The 23,823-nt window shown below is 39.7% G+C and carries 22 protein-coding genes; 11 read left to right on the top strand and 11 right to left on the bottom strand.

The features are described 5' to 3' along the window. Window positions 1–107 precede the first annotated feature (107 nt). Complete coding sequence (locus tag HMPREF0766_RS19270) at window positions 108–1,586, top strand: DUF3943 domain-containing protein (RefSeq protein WP_003001151.1); 1,479 nt, start codon at window positions 108–110, stop codon at window positions 1,584–1,586. A 25-nt stretch (window positions 1,587–1,611) separates the two neighbouring features. On the opposite strand, the gene HMPREF0766_RS19265 is transcribed toward HMPREF0766_RS19270, so the two are convergent. Then, window positions 1,612–2,103 (bottom strand): hypothetical protein, encoded by a 492-nt coding sequence (locus tag HMPREF0766_RS19265; RefSeq protein WP_003001148.1) that lies wholly within the window; start codon window positions 2,101–2,103, stop codon window positions 1,612–1,614. 491 nt (window positions 2,104–2,594) lie between these two features. On the opposite strand from HMPREF0766_RS19265, the gene HMPREF0766_RS22610 reads away from it, so the two are divergent. Together HMPREF0766_RS22610 and HMPREF0766_RS19255 are read left to right on the top strand one after the other, a co-directional pair. Beyond that, the gene (locus HMPREF0766_RS22610) at window positions 2,595–2,735 is read left to right on the top strand and encodes a hypothetical protein (RefSeq protein WP_003001142.1); all 141 of its coding nucleotides are present in this window, start codon (window positions 2,595–2,597) and stop codon (window positions 2,733–2,735) included. Beyond that, entirely contained in the window at window positions 2,720–3,037 is a 318-nt protein-coding gene (locus HMPREF0766_RS19255) for a DoxX family membrane protein (protein ID WP_003001139.1), read from the top strand. The genes HMPREF0766_RS22610 and HMPREF0766_RS19255 overlap by 16 nt, the downstream gene beginning before the upstream one ends. A gap of 161 nt (window positions 3,038–3,198) precedes the next feature. Here the strand turns inward: HMPREF0766_RS19255 and HMPREF0766_RS19250 are convergent, their stop codons facing one another. Both HMPREF0766_RS19250 and HMPREF0766_RS19245 read right to left on the bottom strand, forming a co-directional pair. Beyond that, entirely contained in the window at window positions 3,199–4,509 is a 1,311-nt protein-coding gene (locus tag HMPREF0766_RS19250; protein WP_003001134.1) for an ABC transporter permease, read from the bottom strand. Then, on the bottom strand, window positions 4,502–5,446 hold the full coding sequence (locus HMPREF0766_RS19245; protein ID WP_003001130.1) for an ABC transporter ATP-binding protein: 945 nt from the start codon (window positions 5,444–5,446) through the stop codon (window positions 4,502–4,504). Before HMPREF0766_RS19245 ends, HMPREF0766_RS19250 begins: the two co-directional genes overlap by 8 nt. Window positions 5,447–5,689: 243 nt before the next feature. Between HMPREF0766_RS19245 and yihA the strand changes: the two genes are divergently transcribed. From yihA to cmk, 5 genes are all read left to right on the top strand, one after another. Beyond that, window positions 5,690–6,313 carry a ribosome biogenesis GTP-binding protein YihA/YsxC gene (gene yihA, locus HMPREF0766_RS19240; RefSeq protein WP_003001127.1) on the top strand — a complete coding sequence of 208 codons (624 nt, stop codon included), beginning with the start codon at window positions 5,690–5,692 and terminating at the stop codon, window positions 6,311–6,313. Window positions 6,314–6,322: 9 nt separating this feature from the next. Further along, window positions 6,323–7,177, top strand: a complete 855-nt coding sequence (locus tag HMPREF0766_RS19235; RefSeq protein ID WP_003001124.1) for a 4-hydroxybenzoate octaprenyltransferase — start codon at window positions 6,323–6,325, stop codon at window positions 7,175–7,177. Window positions 7,178–7,274: 97 nt separating this feature from the next. Then, window positions 7,275–9,644 (top strand): type I DNA topoisomerase, encoded by a 2,370-nt coding sequence (gene topA, locus HMPREF0766_RS19230; RefSeq protein WP_003001121.1) that lies wholly within the window; start codon window positions 7,275–7,277, stop codon window positions 9,642–9,644. A gap of 26 nt (window positions 9,645–9,670) precedes the next feature. Further along, complete coding sequence (locus HMPREF0766_RS19225; protein ID WP_003001118.1) at window positions 9,671–10,084, top strand: hypothetical protein; 414 nt, start codon at window positions 9,671–9,673, stop codon at window positions 10,082–10,084. A gap of 3 nt (window positions 10,085–10,087) precedes the next feature. Then, window positions 10,088–10,789 (top strand): (d)CMP kinase, encoded by a 702-nt coding sequence (cmk, locus tag HMPREF0766_RS19220; protein WP_003001115.1) that lies wholly within the window; start codon window positions 10,088–10,090, stop codon window positions 10,787–10,789. An 85-nt stretch (window positions 10,790–10,874) separates the two neighbouring features. Here the strand turns inward: cmk and HMPREF0766_RS19215 are convergent, their stop codons facing one another. The 5 genes from HMPREF0766_RS19215 to HMPREF0766_RS19195 all read right to left on the bottom strand — a co-directional run bounded on the left by HMPREF0766_RS19215 (window position 10,875) and on the right by HMPREF0766_RS19195 (window position 15,417). After that, window positions 10,875–11,168 carry a hypothetical protein gene (locus HMPREF0766_RS19215; protein WP_003001111.1) on the bottom strand — a complete coding sequence of 98 codons (294 nt, stop codon included), beginning with the start codon at window positions 11,166–11,168 and terminating at the stop codon, window positions 10,875–10,877. A gap of 124 nt (window positions 11,169–11,292) precedes the next feature. Then, a complete protein-coding gene (locus HMPREF0766_RS19210; RefSeq protein WP_003001108.1) occupies window positions 11,293–12,492 on the bottom strand; it encodes a pyridoxal phosphate-dependent aminotransferase in 1,200 nt (399 codons plus the stop codon). Between the two features lie 152 nt (window positions 12,493–12,644). After that, window positions 12,645–13,019 (bottom strand): DUF1573 domain-containing protein, encoded by a 375-nt coding sequence (locus HMPREF0766_RS19205; RefSeq protein WP_003001104.1) that lies wholly within the window; start codon window positions 13,017–13,019, stop codon window positions 12,645–12,647. A 119-nt stretch (window positions 13,020–13,138) separates the two neighbouring features. Then, complete coding sequence (locus HMPREF0766_RS19200; protein WP_003001101.1) at window positions 13,139–14,401, bottom strand: cation:proton antiporter; 1,263 nt, start codon at window positions 14,399–14,401, stop codon at window positions 13,139–13,141. Between the two features lie 50 nt (window positions 14,402–14,451). Continuing rightward, window positions 14,452–15,417 carry a KpsF/GutQ family sugar-phosphate isomerase gene (locus HMPREF0766_RS19195; protein ID WP_003001098.1) on the bottom strand — a complete coding sequence of 322 codons (966 nt, stop codon included), beginning with the start codon at window positions 15,415–15,417 and terminating at the stop codon, window positions 14,452–14,454. A gap of 99 nt (window positions 15,418–15,516) precedes the next feature. Between HMPREF0766_RS19195 and recQ the strand changes: the two genes are divergently transcribed. Next, window positions 15,517–17,706 (top strand): DNA helicase RecQ, encoded by a 2,190-nt coding sequence (gene recQ, locus HMPREF0766_RS19190; RefSeq protein ID WP_003001095.1) that lies wholly within the window; start codon window positions 15,517–15,519, stop codon window positions 17,704–17,706. 26 nt (window positions 17,707–17,732) lie between these two features. Further along, window positions 17,733–18,548: a 3-deoxy-8-phosphooctulonate synthase gene (gene kdsA / locus HMPREF0766_RS19185; protein ID WP_003001092.1), complete on the top strand. Its 816-nt coding sequence runs from the start codon at window positions 17,733–17,735 to the stop codon at window positions 18,546–18,548. A gap of 91 nt (window positions 18,549–18,639) precedes the next feature. Here kdsA and HMPREF0766_RS19180 read toward each other — a convergent pair whose 3' ends face one another. Beyond that, on the bottom strand, window positions 18,640–19,191 hold the full coding sequence (locus tag HMPREF0766_RS19180) for a ferritin (RefSeq protein WP_003001089.1): 552 nt from the start codon (window positions 19,189–19,191) through the stop codon (window positions 18,640–18,642). A 96-nt stretch (window positions 19,192–19,287) separates the two neighbouring features. Further along, window positions 19,288–20,190 (bottom strand): serine hydrolase, encoded by a 903-nt coding sequence (locus tag HMPREF0766_RS19175; protein WP_003001086.1) that lies wholly within the window; start codon window positions 20,188–20,190, stop codon window positions 19,288–19,290. 76 nt (window positions 20,191–20,266) lie between these two features. Between HMPREF0766_RS19175 and HMPREF0766_RS19170 the strand changes: the two genes are divergently transcribed. Beyond that, window positions 20,267–20,824 (top strand): DUF1543 domain-containing protein, encoded by a 558-nt coding sequence (locus HMPREF0766_RS19170; RefSeq protein ID WP_003001084.1) that lies wholly within the window; start codon window positions 20,267–20,269, stop codon window positions 20,822–20,824. Between the two features lie 249 nt (window positions 20,825–21,073). Here HMPREF0766_RS19170 and clpB read toward each other — a convergent pair whose 3' ends face one another. Then, on the bottom strand, window positions 21,074–23,680 hold the full coding sequence (gene clpB / locus HMPREF0766_RS19165; RefSeq protein ID WP_003001081.1) for an ATP-dependent chaperone ClpB: 2,607 nt from the start codon (window positions 23,678–23,680) through the stop codon (window positions 21,074–21,076). Between the last annotated feature and the right edge of the window lie 143 nt (window positions 23,681–23,823).

Genomic DNA, 23,823 nt, shown 5'->3' with positions numbered 1-23,823 from the left:
CCCGCCAACATTTTACGATATATAGATGATCTAATTAAAGGGTATTCACCTTGAATTTATCTGTAATTAAATGAATTACTCTATTTTTGCAATTATATTTTTTGAGTATGCCGATTCGATATATAAATAGAACCCTGCTATTCGTTTTCCTGTTAAGTACGATACTAATCGGTTTTCAGAATCCAACATTGGCGCAGGATTTTCCATTTTCTACACAATTAAAGGATACTACAATCGCTGATCCCTATCTGAGAAAGATTAAACCGGATAGTCTCCGGTTGCCGGATTATATGGATACCCTATATGCCAGCAAAAAGAATTTCTGGAGAGCAGCTACAGAATGGACACTTACCCAGGCTTTTCCGGCCTCATTCAACTATTTTGTGCGAAAAGACCCTTATTCACATATCACTTTTAAAAATTTTATAGATCATCAGCGTTTAAGCGCATGGAAATGGGATGACAATGAATTTATGACTAATCAGATTTCCCATCCTTATCACGGGCAGTTATATTTTAATTCCTTTCGGAGTAATGGTTATTCATTTACGACCTCTTCACTTGCCACACTGGCAGGAAGTTATATCTGGGAGACAGGTGGAGAGACACAGGCTCCGTCTATCAATGATCTGGTTAATACCACGTATGGTGGTATCGTGTTAGGAGAAATGACACATCGGATTGCAAATAATATACTTGCGAAACCTGCTTACGGCTTTCAAAAACAGGCGAATGAGGTAGTTGCATTTTTGGTCAATCCCATAAATGGCCTGAACCGTCTGCTGGATGGTAAATGGGGAAAGTATGAGAAGCGGAATCTGACAGACTCTTCTGTGATAACAGCAGAGGTAGATATGGGAATAAGACGGTTTGATACAAAAGTTTCCAACCTGCTGGAGAAAGGGAAAAATGCAGCATACGGCAGGTTGCGTATTATCTATTCTGCAGGTGACAGCGAGTATAAAAAGCCCTTTGAAGAGTTCTATGTCAATCTGGAACTGGGAAGTGACGACAGTTCATTTGTCAATTCCGTCAATGCGTATGGTGTGCTTTATGGAGAGCCCTTATTGATCAGACTACCCGGCAAACATTACGGCACGATCACAGCCAACTATGATTTCATTTACAATGAAGCGTTCTTTTATGGAGGACAGAGCCTGAACTATAATGTGCTGTCAACTTTTAATCTGGGACGTAAGAATAAGCTAAAGACTGCTATGGGTATGGGGTTTGTTCTGTTATCTGCAATTCCGGATCCGCATCTGTTGTACGGAGCAAGTCGTAATTACAATTACGGTTCGGGTTTCTCTGTAAAGTTTGATTCTGAACTCAACCTCTTTGGTCGGTTGCGAATAGGGGTCGGATATAATGGTGCATATTCGTATACCTGGGAGAAAAGCGGGAATGCATCCACCTATTACCTTCACGCTTTCTCCGGCAATTTTGGATTCCGGTTTTACAAAGATTTGTCGCTGAATCTCAATTCAGGTTATTATCGTCTGGAAGGCGAATTCAGAGATTACCCGGATCTGGACAAAACTTACCCCTTTGCACGTATTTCACTGGGTTATAATATTCGGTTTTAGAAAATGAAGTTCAGCGTATATAAAGTTATTTTATGTGTAATTTCATGAATTCAATAATTTCAGATGGAACTTCTTCATTTAACTTTTTTATTTCCCATTTAACTGTTTGCTCCCTGTCGTTTTCCTTCTCAAATACATGAATTTTCACAAGTTTTTTCATTTCTTCTTTTTCTAATATTTCAGAAAAACTAAAATTTGTAGAAGGTATATCGTCTGAGAAAAAGAGTTTTTGGCAATAACTTTTATGCTCTTTAACATCACTTTCTTCTTTAATATAGTATTTTCCTAAAGTATATTTTTTTATCTGTGCATTATTTTGTGGCAGAATGATCTGACCATTAAAAGTGAATAGGTTCATGTATAATGAATCGTAATTCATAGATATTGGATTGGAATCTATAAATGATTTGAATTTCAAAACACTCTTTTGCTTACGATCAACAAGAGCATAATAATGCGATACTACATGATCGGCTTCTAATATATTTTCCAATTCTACACTTCCATCCAGTTTCAATGTGTCATTTTGATAAACGCCATAATTGGAAGTTTACAAAGCATAAGATCTTTGTATGAAAAAATGTCGATGATTTTTTCCGGAGGATTGAAGATCGTGTTATTCTGTGTTATAGAAATTGAAAATTTAAATTCAAGTGCACTTATTTCATTCATGTGTTGAGCCAGACTAAATTTTGAGATGAGGAAAAGAGCACTAATGATTATATATTTCATATTGTTAATCTAAATACTAAAAATCTTTTCAATATCAATAGGATGCGAGTCAACCATAGGAAAACCTTTACATATCATGCTTATTTATATGGCTTTTGGGTGGCGCCTAATCGTAAACCCGTAACTCTTGCTGTTTTTTACATCCGTTTTTTATTTTTTATCTTAGATAAAAATAGAAGTTATTTTTAATGTTAAAAATTTATATTATTTTCTTAAACCAGTTTAAGTTTTTTATACAGCTGGTAACTGAAATTTGTATGAATTAAAATATTTCTGATGGAACATGCCAATAATACCCTCTATACACAGCTTTTTCTTCGGTTAGCGTTGGCATTACTCTTCTTTCTGCTGTTGCTGATCGTTTTGGACTATGGCCTGCAGCAAATTCTGTCTGGGGAAATATGGATGCCTTTATAGCTTATACCGGACAGATTACCTCATTTCTGCCGACCGTAATGACAAAGTTAAATGCCTACTTTGCTACTGCTACTGAAATTATTTTAGGCATTTTGATTATTCTTGGGTTTAAGACCAGGATAGTTGCAATTAGCTGTGGAATACTATTACTGATTTTTGCGCTTTCTATGACCGTTACATTGGGCATTAAATCTACTTTTGATTATTCTGTATGGATAGGAAGTGGGGCATCTTTTCTGTTAGCAACCCAGAGGAAATTCTTCTTTAGTCTGGATGAAGTACTAAAAAAGAGAAATAAATAATGTAAAGACCTTATGTTCCAACAGATCAATCTGAATGTTGAACTGTAATGATAAAAAAAGTTACATAATTGACAACAGTCTTTTATATGGTATGAGATACAAAAAAGCCCTTATACCTAAGATATTTAAGATATAAGGGCTAAATATATTTATTTCTGTAATTAACGTTTATAGTTAAACCATTTTATCATTTCCTTAAAGCTGGCTTTCTTACCGTACATTAATATACCTACTCTGTAGATCCGGGCAGCTACCCATGTGGTCAGAAGAAATCCACCTACAAGTAATAAAGCTGACACAATAATCTGCCAGGTCGGGACGCCGAAAGGAATTCTGACGAGCATCGCAATAGGAGAGGTGAACGGAATAAAGCTCAGCCATGTGGCAACCGGCCCGTTCGGATCATTGACCAATACACCAAATGACAGAATGTAGGTCAGCAAAAGCGGCATCGTGATAGGCATTGTAAACTGGGATGCTTCAGTTTCGCTTTCTACTGCCGATCCGGCTGCAGCAAATAATGCACTGTAAAGCAGGTATCCGCCGATAAAGAAAATAAAGAAACAGATAATCAACTGAGGGAAATTCACAGATTGCATAGCTTCCTGAAAGTCAAATCCCGAAGAATTCATAGCCTCCAGTTGTTGTGCCTGTCCCTGACTGTTCATGGCTCCGGTGAGATCCTCTTTAGACAACATTGTAGAAGTTGCTATAGTGGTCAGTCCTACTGTGAGCAACAGCCATAGAATAAACTGCGTAAGTCCCACCATACCGATTCCAATGATTTTTCCCAGCATAAGCTGGAAAGGTTTTACACTGGAAATAATGACTTCAACTATACGACTGCTTTTTTCTTCAATAATACCACGCATCACCTGTGCTCCGTACAGGAACAGAGAGATATAGATCAGAATAGAGAGTCCCATCGCTATTCCCATTGCCACCTCCGTATGGCTCGCCTTTTCAGAGCCTGTTTCTGTTAATTCCTTGGCAACAAGATTAATTTTAGGACGTATGTTGTCTAAAGTTTTTATGTCAATGCCTGCTTCCTTATATTCATAGTTTCTGACAATCTCTTCCAGTTGATTCTCAATCTCAGACTGAGTACTTACACCTGCCTTACCTATTGTAAGGTATTCTATGTTTGTCGTTTTATAAAAATCTTTAGGAATAATAAGGATACCTGAATTACCTTTCTCCGGATCCAGATCTTTCTTCTGATCCTGAAGCGACTTCAGGGATTCGATATAGGTGATATTCTTATTGCTTTTTAATAATGCACCCGTATTCCCTTCATTGTCTATAACATAAACGGTTGCATGAGAATCTTCAAAGCTCTTTTTTGTTAAGTAGAAGATCAGTACATACATCCCGATAAAGAATAACGGTACCAGAAAGGTGAGCAGCAAAAAAGATTTCTTTTTTACTCTTGAAAAATATTCACGTTTTATAATCAATAATACCTTATTCATAAGAGGAGCTGTTAAGTTGGGATTTTGTTACATTTTCGATAAAGATGTCCTGCATGGAAGGAACCTTTTCTATAATCTGATGAATGCTGATTTTAGGAATAAGATAAGAAAGTGCATCATTAAGTTTGATACCTTCCTGAAGTTTCAGGGTTATCTCGGCATGATCATCCGATGATTCATCAGGTTGCGGGTAAGTGATGACTTCAAAAAGCTCCGGATTGTGCCAGTCCTGCAGGGTTGCATCCTGTTCGAATTGCAGCGTAAAGGTCTGATTTTTATATTTCTGTTTGATCTCTTTTACAGATCCGTCCAGAATTTTCTTTGATTTGTTAATCAGCGCAATATTATCACACAACTCTTCCACGGTCTCCATCCGGTGGGTAGAATAAATGATAGTAGCACCCTTTTTATTCAGTTCCAGGATCTCATCCTGAATAATCTGAGCATTGACAGGATCAAATCCCGAAAAAGGTTCATCCAGAATAATCAGTTCCGGCTCATGTACAATTGTAGCTACGAATTGTACTTTCTGTTGCATACCCTTGCTCAGATCTTCTACCTTTTTGTCCCACCAGGATTGAATCTGCAGTTTTTCAAACCAATATCGGATTTTGGTAGAAGCTTCAGCTTTTGACAGCCCTTTTAATTGTGCGAGATACAGCATCTGCTCGCCAATTTTCATTTTTTTGTAAAGGCCGCGTTCTTCAGGCAGATATCCGATTTTACCTATGTGATTGGGGTTTAAAACTTCTCCGTTGAAGAGGATCTGTCCTTCATCGGGAGCTGTGATTTGATTGATAATGCGTATAAGGGAAGTCTTTCCTGCTCCGTTAGGTCCCAGAAGTCCGAATATTTTCCCTTTGGGGATAAAAAGTGAGACATCATCCAAGGCTCTGTGGTTAGCATACTGTTTGACGATGTGTTGAATGTCAAGCATAGTGATTTTGATTATTTTGCCTAAAATAAATGAAATAAACCAGATTATAATACATCCTATTAGGTTAACTGATTATTTTTTTATTAATAGTATATACTATCATTATAGCCAGCAGGTTGAGTGCTCACTTGTGAAGAGCTTTGGTTTGCAGATCATATATCCTGTATCCTGTTTCAGTTCGTTTCGAAACAGAGATGTCAGTGCTCATTTAATTTTCCAATCAATTAATCATACCTTTGTCCTATGCTAGTAAAGAAAGCTGAATTCGTCTGCAGCAATACAAGAGTCGACAAACTTCCTGATCCAACATTGCCGGAGTATGCTTTTATCGGACGTTCTAACGTTGGTAAATCCTCTCTGATCAATGCAATGACCAATAAAAAGGGACTTGCCAAGACCTCACAAAAACCAGGGAAAACACAACTGATCAATCATTTTATTATTAATGATGAATGGTTTTTGGTGGATTTACCGGGATATGGCTTTGCCCAGACTTCAAAGACAAACCGTTCGGAATGGCAAAAATTTATCAGAAGATATCTGACACACCGAGATAATCTGCAGTGTGTATTTGTGCTGATAGACAGTCGCCATGAGCCACAGAAAATAGATCTGGATTTCTGTTGCTGGTTAGGAGAGTGCGGACTTCCGTTTATGCTGATCTTCACAAAAGCCGATAAACAGTCTGCTGTGAAATCGGATGTGAATATTGCCAAATTCAGAAAGTCACTGTTACAATGGTTTGAAGAGGTACCTCCTCATTTCCTTACATCTGCGGAAACAAAGACAGGATGTGAGCCTATATTAGAAATGATCAATGACATTAATACGCGTTTCGTGCCGCCGGAGGCTGAAGGTAAGTTTTAAGAAGTTTGTATGAAGAAGTATTTTTCTTTAGTCTTATTTGCGCACAGTGTTTTTGCCCTTCCGTTTGCTCTGATCGGATTTTTTCTGGCCGTACACACTACATCTTACTCATTTGAATGGATAAAACTTGTACTGATGCTGGTTTGTATGGTGACAGCGCGAAATGCTGCTATGGCGTTTAACAGGTATCTGGACAGAGATATTGATGCTAAAAATCCGCGCACAGTTATGCGTGATATCCCGGCTGGTCGTATCAGCGCCCGACAGGCTTTGTTGTTTACGATTATCAATTGTGCGATTTTTACAGGAGCTACTTACCTGATCAATCCGTTATGTTTCTATTTGTCACCAATAGCTTTATTTGTTGTCCTTTTTTATAGTTATACCAAACGCATCACTCCTTTATGTCATCTTGTACTGGGAGTTGGTCTTGGACTGGCGCCAATAGGAGCGTATCTGGTGGTGACAGGTCAATTTAATATCATTCCGGTCTTTTACGGTATCGCTGTCATGACATGGGCCAGTGGTTTTGATATTATTTATGCTTTGCAGGATGAAGAATTTGATCGTGCCAACAATCTGAATTCCATTCCGGTAAGACTGGGGACCAAAAATGCTTTGCGGGTGTCCGAATGCCTGCATGTGATCTCTTTTATATTTGTTGTTTTGCCGGCCTTTTATATGCATGTTAGTTGGTTCTATTATCTGGGATTGGCTTTTTACGGTCTGTTGCTGATCTATCAGCACCGGATTGTAAGTCCTACGGATCTCAGTAAGGTGGATAGAGCTTTTATGACGACAAATGGTATTGCGTCTGTCATATTCGCAGTATTTTACCTTTTGGATGTGATTTTTTTACAATAATAGCCGGAGATTTTCATAAGTTTGCCCCAATATAGTGACGACAATAGTTGTCTATTCTTTAAGAAATACTTTTATTTGCAGAAATCAAAATACATAGATGGCTAAAAATTTGCTCATAGTAGAGTCGCCTGCTAAGGCTAAAACAATCGAAGGATATTTGGGAAAGGACTTTCTGGTGAAGTCTAGTTATGGACATATCAGGGATCTGGTGAAGACAGATGATGCCATTGATACGGAAAATAACTTTCAACAGAAGTACGAAGTTCCTTCAGATAAAAAGGCTGTAGTCAGTGAGTTGAAAAAATTAGCAAAAGAAGCCGAAATGGTATGGCTCGCGTCCGATGAGGACCGGGAAGGAGAAGCGATTTCCTGGCACTTATACGAAACTTTAGGACTAAAAGAGCAAAATACAAAACGTATTGTCTTTCATGAAATTACAAAGCCAGCTATTCTGAAAGCAATTGAAACACCCCGCACAATAGATTACAATCTGGTAAATGCGCAGCAGGCTAGACGTGTGCTGGATCGTTTGGTGGGATTCGAATTGTCACCTGTATTATGGCGTAAAGTCAAACCTTCTCTTTCTGCTGGTCGTGTACAGTCTGTGGCTGTAAGGCTTATTGTTGAGCGCGAAAGAGAAATCAATAAATTTGAAGCAGAGGCTTCATTCAAGATAATTGCTCTTTTTCTGACAGGAAAGGGCAAAGAACAGTTTAAAGCTGAATTACCGCAGCGCTTTGAAACGGAGGCAGAAGCAGCACAATTTCTGAAAGATTGTATTTCCGCATCTTTTTCAGTGTCATCATTGGAGAAGAAACCGGCTAAAAGAACACCTTCAGCACCTTTTACGACCTCCACTCTTCAGCAGGAAGCTAGTCGCAAGCTGGGCTTTTCGGTTGCCAGAACAATGCAGGTGGCACAGCGTCTTTATGAAGCCGGACGTATTACCTATATGCGTACCGACTCTGTCAACCTGAGTGATACTGCAATAGAATCGGCTGAAAAAGAGATTACTAATGCTTATGGTACCAAATACCATAAGATGAGAAAGTATAAAACAAAAGCGGCAGGGGCACAGGAAGCGCACGAGGCTATTCGTCCTACCTATTTCTCTGATCACACCATTGAAGGTGATTCTTCTGAAAGACGTCTTTATGAGTTAATCTGGAAACGTGCCATCGCTTCGCAGATGAGTGAAGCAGAGTTTGAAAAGACAACTGCAAAAATCGCCGTATCTACACGTTCGGAGATGCTTGTTGCTTCAGGAGAAGTGATGAAATTCGACGGTTTCCTCAAAGTCTATATGGAATCTACGGATGAGGATACCGATCCTGGAACAGATGACGATTCATCAAATACACTTTTACCTCCTTTGGAGCAGGGGCAGGCCGTGCAGTTGAGAACAATGAATGCCATTCAGCGCTTTTCTCGGCCGCCCGCGAGATATACCGAAGCTTCTCTGGTGAAGAAACTGGAAGAACTTGGTATTGGCCGTCCGTCTACTTATGCACCTACGATTTCAACGATTCAAAATCGCGGATATGTAGAGAAGGAGGATAGAGAAGGACGTTCACGGGACTATCAGGTACTGACACTGGAAAACGGTCAGGTAAATACCCTTACTAAAACAGAGATCACAGGTGCTGAAAAATCTAAAATGTTCCCTACTGATATTGGCGTACTGGTCAATGATTTTCTGGTAGAACATTTTAAAGGAATCGTAGACTATCATTTTACAGCTAAAGTAGAGAAAGAGTTTGATGATATCGCTCAGGGGCTTACGGAGTGGACAGAGATGATGAAAGGATTCTACGGACCGTTCCATACAGAAGTACAGGATACTCTTGAAAATGCTGAACGCGCTACACACGAACGTGAACTCGGAACGGATCCTGAAACAGGTAAACCGGTAACCGTCAGAGTAGGTCGTTTCGGACCATTAGTACAGATTGGTAGTGCAGATGATGAAGAAAAGCCAAGATTTGCATCTCTTCGTAAAGGTCAGATGATCGAAACCATTACTTTTGAAGATGCTTTGGAACTGTTCAAGCTGCCTAAAAAAATAGGTGCTTTTGAAGAAAAAGATATGACTGTTGCAATTGGTCGTTTCGGACCTTATATCAGACATGACGGTTCATTCTATTCCTTGCCGAAAGGGATGGATCCGCATGATGTGACAGAGGAAGAAGCGATCGGGATCATAAAAGATAAAAGACAGAAAGATAAAGATAAAGTAATCCGTGTATTTGATGAAAATCCGGATGCACAGATCGAAAATGGAAGATGGGGACCTTTTATACGTTTTGGTAAGCAAAATATTAAAATCCCTAAAGGTACAGAAATAGAGAAAATCAGCTATGAAGATGTGCTGAAATGGGCTGAAGCAGATGCTCCGAAAGGTAAAGCTGCGAAAAGCACAGCAAAAAAAGCTGCGCCGAGAGCCAAAAAAACAACAGCAAAAAAGTAACTTTAATCGTTGATATAGCGCGTTGCATGAAAAAAGATTTGCCTGAAAATATTGTAGAAGATATTCTGATTTCTGTGGTGTTGGAAGGAGATACACCGACTTCCCAAAACTGGAAAGTATATCTGATCAATGAAAAAAATGAAGGATTGGAAAATGTGTTCGTCACTTCAAAAGGCTATGGAAAAAAAGATGGTAAGGAAGTGAAGACTACAACCCTCAGACATTTTATCGGAGATGTTGCACCGGCTTCGTTTGTTAAGATAGAGGCGATTGATGATCAGGTTTTCGGATTGACAAATGAATATTGGTTAAGTTATTATATAGGAGGGGTGATCTATGATAAAAAATACATCTTCCTTCCGGAAAGTATTGTTGATGAAAATCTCTCAAAGGTTCCTTTGGTCAACAAACCAGGAGTCATTATAGGAGGAAATGTTTAAGATATGAGCACCCGGCATAATTTTATTATTGCAATAGATGGTTTCTCTTCCTGCGGAAAGAGTACATTGGCAAAAGCTCTTGCTAAAAAATTAAATTTTGTATTCATCGATAGCGGAGCGATGTACCGTGCGGTTACACTGTATTTTATCCGTGAACAAATAGATATGAACAGTGAAGAAGCTATTAGTAAGGCTTTGGATCTTATACATATAGATTTTATTCCTAATATCGAAAAAACCGAGATCCATCTCAATGATGAAGATATTTCAGACGAAATACGTCAGATGTATATTTCAGATAAAGTGAGTGAAGTCAGTGCTCTCAAAGCTGTTCGGAAAGCCATGGTCGCACAACAACAGAAACTGGGGAAAAGAAGAAATATTATCATGGATGGCCGGGATATAGGTACAACTGTATTTCCGGATGCCGATCTTAAGATCTTTATGACGGCAGATCCGATGGTCCGTGCAGAACGCAGATACCTGGAATTGACAGCAAAAGGGGAACACGTTACCATGAAAGATGTAATGGAAAACCTTGCTCACCGCGATCATATAGATAGTACCCGCGAAGAAAGTCCGCTAAGACAGGCTGAAGATGCTATTGTACTGGATAATTCGGATCTCAATCAGGATGAACAGCTGGAATTTGTAATCGGAGAGTACATGAAAATTAAAGAAAGCCGAAAAGTTGTCAAATCCTGAAAGTAAACATCAGGAGAGAATAACATATAAAAAGGGTTGCAAATTTACATTCGCAACCCTTTTTCATTTGTAATTTTGAAAAAAACTATTTAATACTGTTGATTTGTTGCTGTTCTTTTAGCTTGTCAACATTATTTTTCTCACCGAAATCATCCGTTTTCTCCTGAAAGGAGTTTAATAAATCCCGTATTGCATCCGAATTGTCAGCTGTACGCTGGTAAATATCCGGAAGTGTGTTTTCCAGATTTTTATCTCCAAGTTCAATATTGTCAACTTCAATTTTGCCGATTTTTTCTAATACAGCTTGTTGACTGTTACGTACGTCCTCGAGTTCACGTACAATCTTTTCCATCAACTCAAATTTTTTCAATTTATCCATACTATTCTATTTAAATCGTTACTATTATATAAACGATCAAGAGGCTAAATTGTTTTATTAAAAAGCCTTTTCATGTTTTGCATGAAAAGGCTTTTTAATATTTTTAGTGTTGTAATGTTTTGATTTACAGCGTTCTGCCCGGATATTCGGCAAGCGCTTTTTCAAGACATACAAGTGCGTTTTTTAAGTCAGACTGATTCAGTACATACGCCATACGAACCTCATTCAGACCTGCTCCGGGGGTACTGTAAAAGCCCGTTGCAGGTGCCATCATGACTGTTTGATTTTCATATGAAAACGATTCCAGCATCCACTGACAAAATTTGTCTGCATTATCAATTGGTAATTTTGCAACCACATAGAATGCTCCTCCGGGATTAGGACAGAATACACCTTCAATACTGTTCAATCCCTGGACCAACGTGTCTCTGCGAGCTGTATATTCTTTGGATACAGCTTCAAAATAACTATCCGGAGTGTCTACTGCGGCAGTGGCAGCAATCTGTGCTACAGCAGGAGGACTCAAGCGAGCCTGTGCAAATTTTAAAGCAACATTGTACAACTCTTTGTTTTTGGTCACCAGACAACCTAGTCTGGCACCGCAGGCAGAATAACGTTTTGAAACCGTGTCAAAGATGACAACGTGTTGTTCCAGACCTTCCAGATGCATAGGTGAAATAAAAGCTTTGCCATCATAGCAAAACTCACGGTATGCTTCATCCGAAAATAAAAACAAATCATATTTAAGACACAGATCACGTAATGCTTCTAATTCTTCACGGGAATACAGATATCCCGTCGGATTATTCGGGTTACAGATCGCAATAGCCTTGGTTTTATCCGTAATCAGTTTTTCGAATTCGGCAATAGGAGGCAATGCAAATCCATTGTCAATATAAGACATAATCGGTTTGACAACAATATCTGCAGCACAGGCGAATCCGTTGTAATTTGCATAAAACGGCTCAGGGATAATAACTTCCTCTCCCGGATTAAGACAAGCCTGCATCGCAATGGTAATCGCTTCGGAACCTCCGTTAGTTACCAGGATATCTGAAGCAGTGACATTGTAATCAAGTTTATTGTAATATTCAACTAGTTTATTTCTATACGCCGCAGTTCCTTCAGAAGGTGTGTAGGCCCATACTTTGAAATCAATATTCTTAATGGCATCTAACATAATCTGAGGCGTCTCGATATCCGGCTGGCCAATGTTTAAATGGTAGATTTTTTTTCCTTCTTTCTTGGCTTTATCAGCAAATGGTGTTAGTTTACGGATTGGCGAAGCAGGCATGTGAATGCCTTTACTTGAAATTGCTGGCATAGTAAATTGTTCTAAAATTTTGATGCCAAATCTACGAAATTTTTAATACTTAGCGGTTAGTATTTAGACATATATAATCTGTTCGGGCCGCTTAAACGAACAAAGGCATCCGTTTGGGATGCCTTTGTGAATTTTCTTTTGAAGGAAGCCTGTTATTCAACAATTCCTTTGATGTATAATGTTTTCACCGGAGTTTTTGTATTAGAAGTTACAGTAAAACTCTTTGTAAAAGGACCTTTTGAAGCCGCATTATACGTTACTTTTACTACACCTGCATCTCCGGGTTTGATTGGAGTTTTAGTGAATTCAGCAACTGAACATCCGCAAGCTGGCTTTACATCAGAGATGATAATAGGTTCTGAACCGCCATTAGTAAATTTGAATTCATATGAAGCTGGTTTCCCTACAGGGATACTGCTAAAGTCATGTGTTTCTTTCTCGAATTTAAATTCACCTTTACCTGTCTGCATTGAGGTAAATCCTACGAATGCAATTACTACTGCTACGATGGCGAAGAGATTTTTCATATTTCAATTTGTTTAAGTTAAGTATATCAATCTATGTACCAAATTTAGGCTATATCTAATTAAAACAATAGGTTATAACACCTTTTTAACAACAATATTACGAAAATGATGTAGTATTGTTACTTCAACTTGTCCTGTGTAGCCATTTTCTTAATTCTTCCGGCCAGATTCCCGAGAGTCAAGCCCTGAACTAATATAGAAAAAATAACTACAAAATAGGTAATTCCTAAAACTAAGTCTTTATGTTCACCAACCGGAAGAGACAGGGCCAGAGCAATAGAAACTCCACCTCGCAATCCTCCCCATACCAGTAATGTCGTCGCGGCTTTATTGATATTCAATTTTGGAAATAATCTTCCCGGAATGTATATGGAAACAAAGCGAGCAATCAATACCAGTACTACAGAAGTAAAACCTAAGATCCAATAATTAGGAATGCTGGGTATGATTAACAGTTCAAAACCAATAATTAGAAACAGAATAGCATTCAGGATCTCATCTATCAGTTCCCAGAATTTATTCAGATAATCTTTAGTTTCCTCAGACATTGCTCCCTTTGTGTTGTTTTTATTACCGATGATCAACCCTGCGGCTACCATTGTAAGCGGTCCCGAACAATGAAAAGAATGTGCAACCAGATAACCGCCCATCACTACAGCCAGACTCATGAGTACCGATACTTTATAGTCATCAATCTTTCTCATCAGATAGGAGCAGAGCTGACCGAGCGCTATCCCCAGTACAAGACCTCCTCCGGCTTCTTTTACAAATAACCAGCCTACATTGGCAATGGTGATATCTGTCGATGTGCCTAAAGCAATATTTAGTAAGACGGCGAAAAGAACTACCGCAACCCCGTCATTAAAGAGGGATTCACCCGCAAATTTTGTTTCCAGTGCTTTGGACACACCGGTTGTTTTGAGAATACTCAGCACGGCAATCGGATCGGTAGGAGAGATTAACGCACCAAATATCAGACAGTAAATCAGCGGTAGGTGGATGTTAAGAACAGGTAAGATATAATACATCAGTAAACCTACCATGAAAGTAGATATAACGACTCCTAAAGTGGAGAAGAACATGACTGCTCCTTTTTGACTTTTGAGGTCGTTGATATTGATATGAATTGCTCCTGCAAAGAGTAAAAAATTAAGCATAGCCCCCATAAGCACATCCGAAAAGTCAAGCTTAGTGATCATAGAAGAAAACTTCGAAATCTCGTTGCCTGCTATCCTGTCTCCGAAAAGAACGATGCATACGGAAACTAATAGCGCAATCAACATAATGCCAATCGAAGAAGGCAGCCGCAGAAAGCGGTGATTAAGGTAGGCAAAAATAGCTGCCAGAACTATTAAAATAGAAAATGTATAGTATAATTCCATGTGAGTAAGCGTTTGAATTAAGGGTATTATGCAGGGGAGCGCTTAAACCATTAAATAATCCCTTCTTTCAATAGATCCTGTATATGTATTATGCCTGCGTATTTTCCGTTTTCCGTAGCCAGCAACTGTGTGATATTATTGTCTTTCATCTGGTGAAGAGCATTGACAGCCAACTCATTTTTGTCAATGAGCTTAGGGCTTTTACCCATAATATCTTTTGCTGTGATGTGAGACAAATCATCGTGAGTTTCCAGCATTCGGCGAATATCTCCATCTGTAATAATACCCAGTATAGTGCCCTGATCAATCACGGCTGTAGCTCCAAGGCGAAATTGTGTGATCGTAATAATAATTTGTCTGACGGAAGCCTCAGGACTAACTTCAGGTTTGCCGTTTTGATCTGAAAGATCACTTACTTTAAGATACAACTGCTTTCCTAATGCTCCTCCAGGGTGGTACTTTGCAAAGTCGCGGTCCGAAAATTCACGGCATTCCTGCAGGACAACAGCCAGCGCATCTCCCATTGCAAGTTGAGCAGTAGTGCTCGTTGTGGGAGCGAGGTTGTTGGGACATGCTTCCCGCTCGACAGTAGTATCCAGGATGTAGTCTGCATGTTGAGCCAGAAAAGATCCGGTATTTCCGACTATGGCTACAAGCTTATTTTGTGTTTGTTTCAAAAATGGAACGAGAACTTTTATTTCCGGTGTGTTGCCGCTTTTGGATAGTGCAATGATCAGATCCTGAGGCTGTACGATGCCCAGGTCTCCGTGGATAGCATCTGCCGCATGAAGAAAAATAGAAGGCGTGCCTGTCGAATTGAGGGTAGCTACGATCTTTTGTGCTATGATGGCACTTTTGCCGATTCCGGTGACGATAACGCGGCCTTTGAGGTTAAGGATTTCATGCACAACACCTACAAAATCATCATTGATATTGTTTGTCAGATTTTGTACGGATTGTGCTTCCAGCGCGATGGCCTCAATGGCTATGTTTTTGATTTGAGTATTGTTTTTCACAAATATTATATCTATTTTTATATATTCATTTATTCACAAAAATAAGTTATTATTTAACTTAAAAAAAGGTTGTAGTCTATCTTAATTTTCCCTTAGTCAATGGATATAGAAAAGTCATTATTTGATAATCTTCAGGATTTTTTCGGGTTTGATACGTTTAAAGGAGACCAGGAGGCTATTATTACAAATGTGCTCAATAAAAAAGACACTTTCGTAATTATGCCGACAGGTGGGGGTAAATCCATATGTTATCAGCTGCCTGCGCTTATGAGTCAGGGTACCGCTATTGTCATCTCTCCGCTCATTGCATTGATGAAGAATCAGGTAGACCAACTCAGAGCATTCGGAGGCACGGATAGTATTGCACATTTTCTGAATTCTTCTCTCAATAAGGGAGAAATTACGAAAGTAAAACAGGATGTAACACAGGGTAAGACCAAGTTGTTATATGTCGCTCCGGAGTCGCTGTCTAAAGATGAGAATATTGAATTTTTACGACAGATCACGGTCTCTTTTGTAGCTGTGGATGAAGCACATTGTATCTCCGAATGGGGACATGACTTCAGACCTGAATATCGTAAGATCCGGCAGGTAATCAATGGTATAGGTGAAAATATTCCTATTATTGCGCTGACGGCTACAGCTACCCCTAAGGTGCAGTCTGATATCCGTAAAAATCTGCAGATGACGGATGCTACACTGTTCAAATCGTCCTTCAACCGTACCAATCTGTATTATGAAGTTCGGACAAAAAAGAACGTTGTCAAAGAGATTGTCCGTTTTATCAAAAATAATTCAGGAAAGACTGGAATTGTATATTGTCTGAGCCGTAAGAAGGTTGAAGAAATCGCCGAGGTATTAAATATCAACGGTATCAAAGCATTACCTTATCATGCAGGGCTGGATGCCAAGACACGTGCAGATACACAGGACAAATTTCTGATGGAAGATGTCGAGGTCATCGTGGCGACAATAGCTTTTGGGATGGGCATTGATAAACCTGATGTCAGATATGTCATCCACCATGATATTCCAAAATCAATGGAAGGCTACTATCAGGAGACCGGACGTGCAGGACGAGATGGAGGAGAAGGAGTCTGTGTCACATTCTATTCTGAAAAGGATGTTGAAAAGCTGACCAAATTCATGAAAGATAAGCCGGTGTCAGAACGTGAGATCGGTACACAGATATTAAAAGAAGTGATAGATTATTCGGAGTCAGCAGTATGCCGCCGTAAGCAGATTCTACACTATTTCGGTGAAAATTTTGATGAGGCGGGTTGCAACAATATGTGCGACAACTGTAAGACAAAGAAGACCTACTTTGATGCAGAAGAGTCTCTGCTCAAAGTGTTGGGATTTATTAAAGAGCAGGGAGAGAAGTTCGATGATCAGCACCTGATCAATGTCCTGATGGGACAGACTAACCAACCGGTATCGGCTTACAAGCACGATGAACATGCTTTGTTCGGTAAAGGTAAAGAACAAGGTGTGATTTACTGGAAATCCGTACTCAGACAGGCGGAACTTGCTAATTTTCTGAAGAAAGATATCGATCATTACGGGTTATTAATGCTGACGGACGGTGGCCGTAAGTACATCGATAATCCATATGCCATCAAATTTATTCTCAACAGACCCATGGAAAAAGCCGATGTCGACGGTTCTGAAGAACCTACACAAAGCTCAGGTGCTATGGATACCGAATTGTTGAAAATGCTGAAAGAATTGCGGAAAAAGATTGCCAAGCAAAAATCTCTTCCGCCGTTTGTTATCTTTCAGGACCCTTCACTCGATGAAATGTGTACCTGCTATCCGATTTCAATGGATGAAATGAAACAGATTCATGGTGTGGGATCAGGGAAGGCGCTCAAATTTGGAGCACCATTTGTCGAACTTATCAAAAAATATGTGGAAGATCATGATATTGATCGTCCACAGGATATGGTTATCAAGAGTACGGCTAATAAATCAGCACTGAAAGTCTCCATTATCCAGAATATTGACCGTAAGATCGGACTGGAAGATATTGCCTCCTCAAAAGGGGTGTCCTATGAAGATCTTCTGAAAGAAGTGGAATCTATCGTTAATTCTGGTACCAAACTCAATATCGGATATTTTGTCGATGAAATGATCGATCAGGATCGTCAGGATGAGGTCTATGATTATTTCAAAAGCGCAGAAGTGGATTCTATAGAAGCAGCATTGAAAGAACTAGGTGAAGCTGATTATACCTATGAAGATATTCAACTAATGCGTATCAAGTTTATGTCCGAACTGGGTAACTAACAAACAACGAATTTTTTTATTATTACATGATACAATCCTATTTACCTCATATTAAAAACGGTCAGTCTGCCAATTTTTTTCTGATGGCCGGCCCTTGTGCAATTGAAGGAGAAGATATTGCGCTCCGCATTGCTGAAAAGATCGTTACTATTACAGATAAACTTAATATCCCTTATATTTTTAAAGGATCATACCGCAAAGCAAACCGTTCACGCGTAGATTCATTTACCGGAATAGGAGATGAAAAAGCATTGAAAATTTTGGAAAAAGTTGGACAAACTTTTGGAGTGCCTACTGTTACGGATATTCATGAAAGCCATGAGGCAGCTCTTGCAGCGGCCTATGTAGATGTCCTTCAAATTCCTGCTTTTCTATGTCGTCAGACCGAATTGCTGGTGGCTGCGGCTGAAACAGGAAAAGTAGTGAATATTAAAAAAGGACAATTCCTTTCTGCAGAATCAATGAAGTTTGCGGTAGATAAAGTAATCGACTCCGGGAATAATAAAGTTTTTCTGACCGATCGCGGAAATACCTTCGGATATCAGGATCTGATTGTGGATTTCAGAGGAATTCCGCAGATGAAAGCATTTCAGGTGCCTACAGTAATGGACTGTACGCACTCTTTGCAACAACCCAATCAGACTTCGGGTGTGACAGGAGGAAAGCCTGAGCTTATCGAGACCATTGCTAAAGCTGCTATTGCTGTAGGAGCAGACGGTCTTTTTATTGAAACACATCCGGATCCGGCTAATGCTAAGTCTGATGGCGCAAATATGCTTCATTTAGATCTTCTGGAAGGTCTTTTGACAAAATTGGTGCGTGTCAGAGAAGCTATCCTGTAACACATCTAAAAGAATATTATTCTATAAAATAAAAGCGGTGACCTATATACAGTCACCGCTTTTTGTTTTATATAAGCTTTTGTTGTCTGTCTTATGGATTTTCAGCAGTTGCTTCACGGGCCAGGCTCACTTCGTCATCTGCTTCTCCCAATGCTTTGTCCAGGTTGAACAACGATTCGTCCGTAGCTTTATCACCGCCGGCGATTTTCAACTTGTCTATTAATTCCAGCGCCAATTTCTCTTCTTCAATCTGTTCTTTGACAAACCACTGTGCAAAATTCCACGTTGCCCAATCCTGTTCTTTCATCGATAGATTGACGATGTTGTATATGGCTTCTGTATTGTCTACTTCATGTTGAAATACTCTGTTGAAGCATTCTGTCAATGATTTGGGTTCTGCAGGAGGCGCAGGAATAGCTTCTACACGAGGTTTACCTCCACGTTCCAGAATATATTCCATAAACTTGGTCATATGGTTCCTTTCCTCATTGGCATGTCTGAATAGAAAATTCGCAATACCACCATATCCCTGATCATCCGCCCATATGCCCAATGACAGGTAAATTTGTGCTGCACTGGCTTCTTTTGTCATTTGAGCGATCAGTGCGGACTGCATTTCTTTTGATAATCTGTTTGTATTCATAGTATTAAAAGGTAAATGTGCTTTATATACACTGTATACCTTAATAACGTTCTACACTTGATTTGGTTTTTGAATACAGGTAAAATAGAACCGGTCTTAATCCAGAAGGCGTTGTTTTGGAAAAGGATGCTTGGGTTCAAAATAATTCCATAGTAAGCTGGATATACTGCGTGTCAATACTTCGGCTTCATTGGATTTTTCCCAGCTCCTGTCCTTGTTATTTTTAGTAAATACACTGAATACATAGTCTCCGCTTGGAGCATTCACCAGTACGACTTCAGTTCTTACATCCTCCAGAGAGCCACTCTTTGAAGCAGTCTTTATATAAGATGGTATCTGGGATAATGAACGCTCGTTGTAAAAAACATTTCCCAATATACGATACATCTTGTCGGACAGATCCGGTGATATCACTTTACCTGCACGTATCAGCGTCAGAAGAGTTGCCATTTCCCGTGGCGTAGTATGTCCCCAGCCGTATTTTTTCCAGATAGCTTCTCTTCCTGCTGTCCGGGAATTGACACGGGTATTGGGTAATCCTAATTCATCCATCAGCTCATTAATTTTGGTGCCTTCGGCTAGTTCCTGACACCAGATGGAAGTCACATTATCACTGTATCCTATCATCAGTGCTGCCATAGTAGACAGATCTGTCTCTATGCTATCTTTAAAAAACTGCATCAGTCCCGAACCGCCATAGACCCGGCTCTGACGATATACAAATTTGTCGTTGTACTTTAATTCCCCTTTTCCGATCTTATTAAATACACCTGCCAGAATGGGTACTTTGATAATGCTTGCCGTAGGAAAAATACTGTCTGCATTAATCATAACTTCTTTGTTCGTTCTGAGATGACGTACATAGATGCCTATATCACCATGGAAATCACGGGTAAGTTCTTTGAGTTTCTTTTCCAGTTTTTGATCAGTCTTCTGAGCAAAGGCTGAGCTTGCAACGGATAGTAAAAACAGGGTCAGGAATAAGGAAAGGTTTTTCATTTGTTTTTTATAGATGGTATTTATTTGAATATATTTAAGTGTAATTTGCGAAAAATATTTGTCAATTTGTCTAATTATGGATCAAAAATTATTTATGGTATTGCTGGGATGTAAGCCTGAAGGCCGGCATACGGAACAGCATGATATGTATTTTGGAATAGGTGAGAGCCTGCCATCCCTTTTGTTTTCTATGCGGGATTTCTGGCAGGAAGCATCCGGCAATCTACATGTAGACGTATGGCGTGAAGTGAATGTCGTGGATGGCTATACGATTGAAGTGGTTGAAAAAGGTAAGCGTGAAAATGCAGAATTGAAGCTGTTCTTTGTGAACCTTGGCGGATATAAGGAAAATGATTTTGAGGAATATCATTACAAGCAACTGGTGGTTGCAGAGCATATGGCCGCTGCTATTGCTGCTGCAAAAGAAACAGTCTTTTGGAAACACCATACTTCTTCGCATATCGATGACAAATACGGGATAGATGTAGACGATGTGTATGAGGTGGAAGATCTGTTGTCTGCAGAATTCAGATCAAAATATACATTGTCAATCCGGCAAACTGAAATTTCAGAAGCGGATGAGCTTCATATCGGATATCTGAAATTCTCAAAACTGGAGCAAGGAAAGGTATAGGCTTTTAAGAAGGGTAGGGAAGACTTTTTATCATGTTTAATAACTTATCATATGATACTACAGCTCATCCATATGAAGATACTGACCAATAAAGGCTTACAAAATTCTTTATGAAAAGTCATCAAAGATTACTGGATGAACCGGATTGTAACCCTGATGAATAAAAATAAAAGAGCTGCAGTAAACTAATCATACCATGATTAGTTTACTGCAGCTTCTTATATAATTTGTCCGTTAAGGATGCTAACTTTAGTTGGTTTCTTTATCCTTATTCAGGAACACAAACTGTCCGTCGAACGTATCCAGTTGTATAATTGAATCTCTGGAGATCTTTCCGGAAAGGATTTCCTTTGATAATTCATTCAGTATACGTTTTTGGATCACACGTTTCAGCGGTCTTGCACCATATACCGGATCATATCCGAGTTGAGCCAGCCAATCCAGTGCTTCATCTGTAGCCGAGATAAATATATTCTGTTCTGCCAGCTGATGTTGAACTTTACTGAACTGAAGACGGACAATGTCGCCAATCTCGGTTCGGCTCAGCGGTGTGAACATGATAACTTCATCAATTCTGTTTAAGAACTCCGGACGTATAGATTTCTGTAGTAATTCGAAAACCTCACTTCTGGTTTTAGCTACTACTTCATCCTTGTTATCATCATTAAGATGAGAGAAGTTTTCCTGAATAATATGTGACCCTGTATTAGAAGTCATGATGATAATCGTGTTTTTGAAGTTGACGACACGACCTTTGTTATCCGTCAGATGTCCGTCATCCAATACCTGTAACAGGATGTTGAAAACATCGGGATGTGCTTTTTCAATCTCATCCAGTAATACTACTGAATATGGGCGACGTCTCACCGCTTCTGTCAGCTGACCACCTTCATCATAACCTACATATCCCGGAGGCGCACCTATAAGACGGGATACGGCGTGACGTTCCTGATACTCGGACATATCGATACGAATCATAGCCTGCTCATCATCAAAAAGAAATTCTGCCAGTGCTTTGGCTAATTCAGTTTTACCTACCCCGGTAGTACCCAGAAAGATAAACGAACCGATCGGGCGTTTGGCGTCACTCAGTCCGGCGCGCGATCTGCGTATAGCATCAGAGATGGCTTCGATCGCTTCATGCTGTCCTGCTACACGTTTGTGTAACTCTTCTTCCAGTGTCAGGAGCTTTTCACGTTCGGATTGTACCATTTTATTAACCGGAATACCTGTCCATCGTGATACAACATCTGCGATGTCTTCAGAAGTTACTTCTTCTTTCAGCATACGGCTGCTGGCTTGCTTTTCCGCCAGTTCAGCTTTTAACTTTTCGACATGATCCTGTGCTTCTTTAATTTTACCATATCGCAGCTCCGCTACTTTACCGTAGTCTCCTGCACGTTCAGCCTGATCTGCTTCCAGTTTGAAGTTCTCAATATTGGCAATTTCCTGATTGACTTCATCTACAAGAGATTTTTCAGATTGCCATGCGGCTTTCAGTGAATCGCGTTCGGAAGCCAGGTTGGCAATCACCTCAGACAGTTCGTTTACTTTCTTCTCGTCGTTTTCTCTTTTGATCGCTTCACGCTCGATTTCCAGTTGCATGATCCGACGTTCCAGTTCATCTACCGCTTCGGGAACGGAATCCATTTCTAAGCGAAGTTTTGAAGCAGCCTCGTCCACAAGGTCGATAGCCTTATCCGGTAAAAAACGATCTGTTATATAGCGTTGAGAAAGTTCTACAGCAGAAATAATTGCTTCATCCAGAATTCTTACTTTATGATGTGTCTCATATCGCTCTTTTAGTCCTCTTAATATAGATATGGCGTCCTGCGTGTCGGGCTCACCAACCATTACTTTTTGGAAACGGCGCTCTAAGGCTTTATCCTTTTCAAAATATTTCTGATACTCATTGAGTGTAGTCGCACCTATGGCACGGAGTTCGCCTCTTGCTAAGGCTGGTTTCAGAATATTAGCCGCATCCATAGCACCTTCGCCACCTCCGGCACCGACCAGCGTATGGATCTCATCTATAAAAAGTATAATTTCTCCGTCACTGTCGGAAACTTCTTTGACAACAGCTTTAAGACGCTCCTCAAATTCTCCTTTATATTTGGCTCCGGCGATCAGCGCACCCATATCCAGAGAAAATACCGTTTTGGATTTCAGGTTTTCCGGTGCATCACCCTTGATTATACGGTGAGCAATACCTTCCGCAATAGCTGTCTTACCCACACCCGGTTCACCCACGAGTATAGGATTATTTTTGGTCCTGCGGGAAAGGATCTGCATCACCCGGCGGATTTCTTCGTCACGGCCGATGACAGGGTCAAGTTTTCCGGATTCTGCAAATTCATTCAGATTCCGGGCGTATTTATTTAATGCATTGAAAGTGGCCTCCGCATTCTGATCTGTAACGCGGTTATTTCCGCGTAGTTCCTTGATAGCCAGTTTCAGATCCTTTTCATTTACACCCTGATCTTTAAGCAGGGAAGCGGTTTTACCGCCTGCGTTCAGTATGCCTAAAAGTAAATGTTCAATGGAAATAAACTCGTCATTGAATTCCTTGAGATAGGATTGTGCTTTCTGAAGTGCAGAATTAGCCTCGTTACTCAGATAGATGTTGCTTCCGCTAACCTTTGGGTAACTTTGGATTTGTTTGTCCACTTCTCCCTCAAGATAGGCAATATTTACATTTAGTTTTTTTAATAAGTGACCAATGATGTTTTCATCAACGGTCAGTAATGCTTTTAAAATATGTGCGGGTTCGATCGCCTGCTGCTGATTGCCTGAGGCGATTTCAGAAGCCTTTTGAATGGCTTCCTGAGCTTTGATCGTATAGTTGTTGAAATTCATATCGTATTAGATTTTCTATGAGGGTAACAATCATTATGCCTATACGGTTTTCCTAAAATTATCGGAAAAAATGTCCGTTTAAATTGATTTGAAGCGACATTTTTTCAGGTCAGGACAAATAAAACTGAAATTATGTCTAAATA

This window comes from Sphingobacterium spiritivorum ATCC 33861 (assembly GCF_000143765.1).
Lineage (GTDB): Bacteria > Bacteroidota > Bacteroidia > Sphingobacteriales > Sphingobacteriaceae > Sphingobacterium > Sphingobacterium spiritivorum.
The sequence above is the reverse complement of the archived record's forward strand: the minus strand, read 5'-3'. Positions and strand labels throughout refer to the sequence as shown.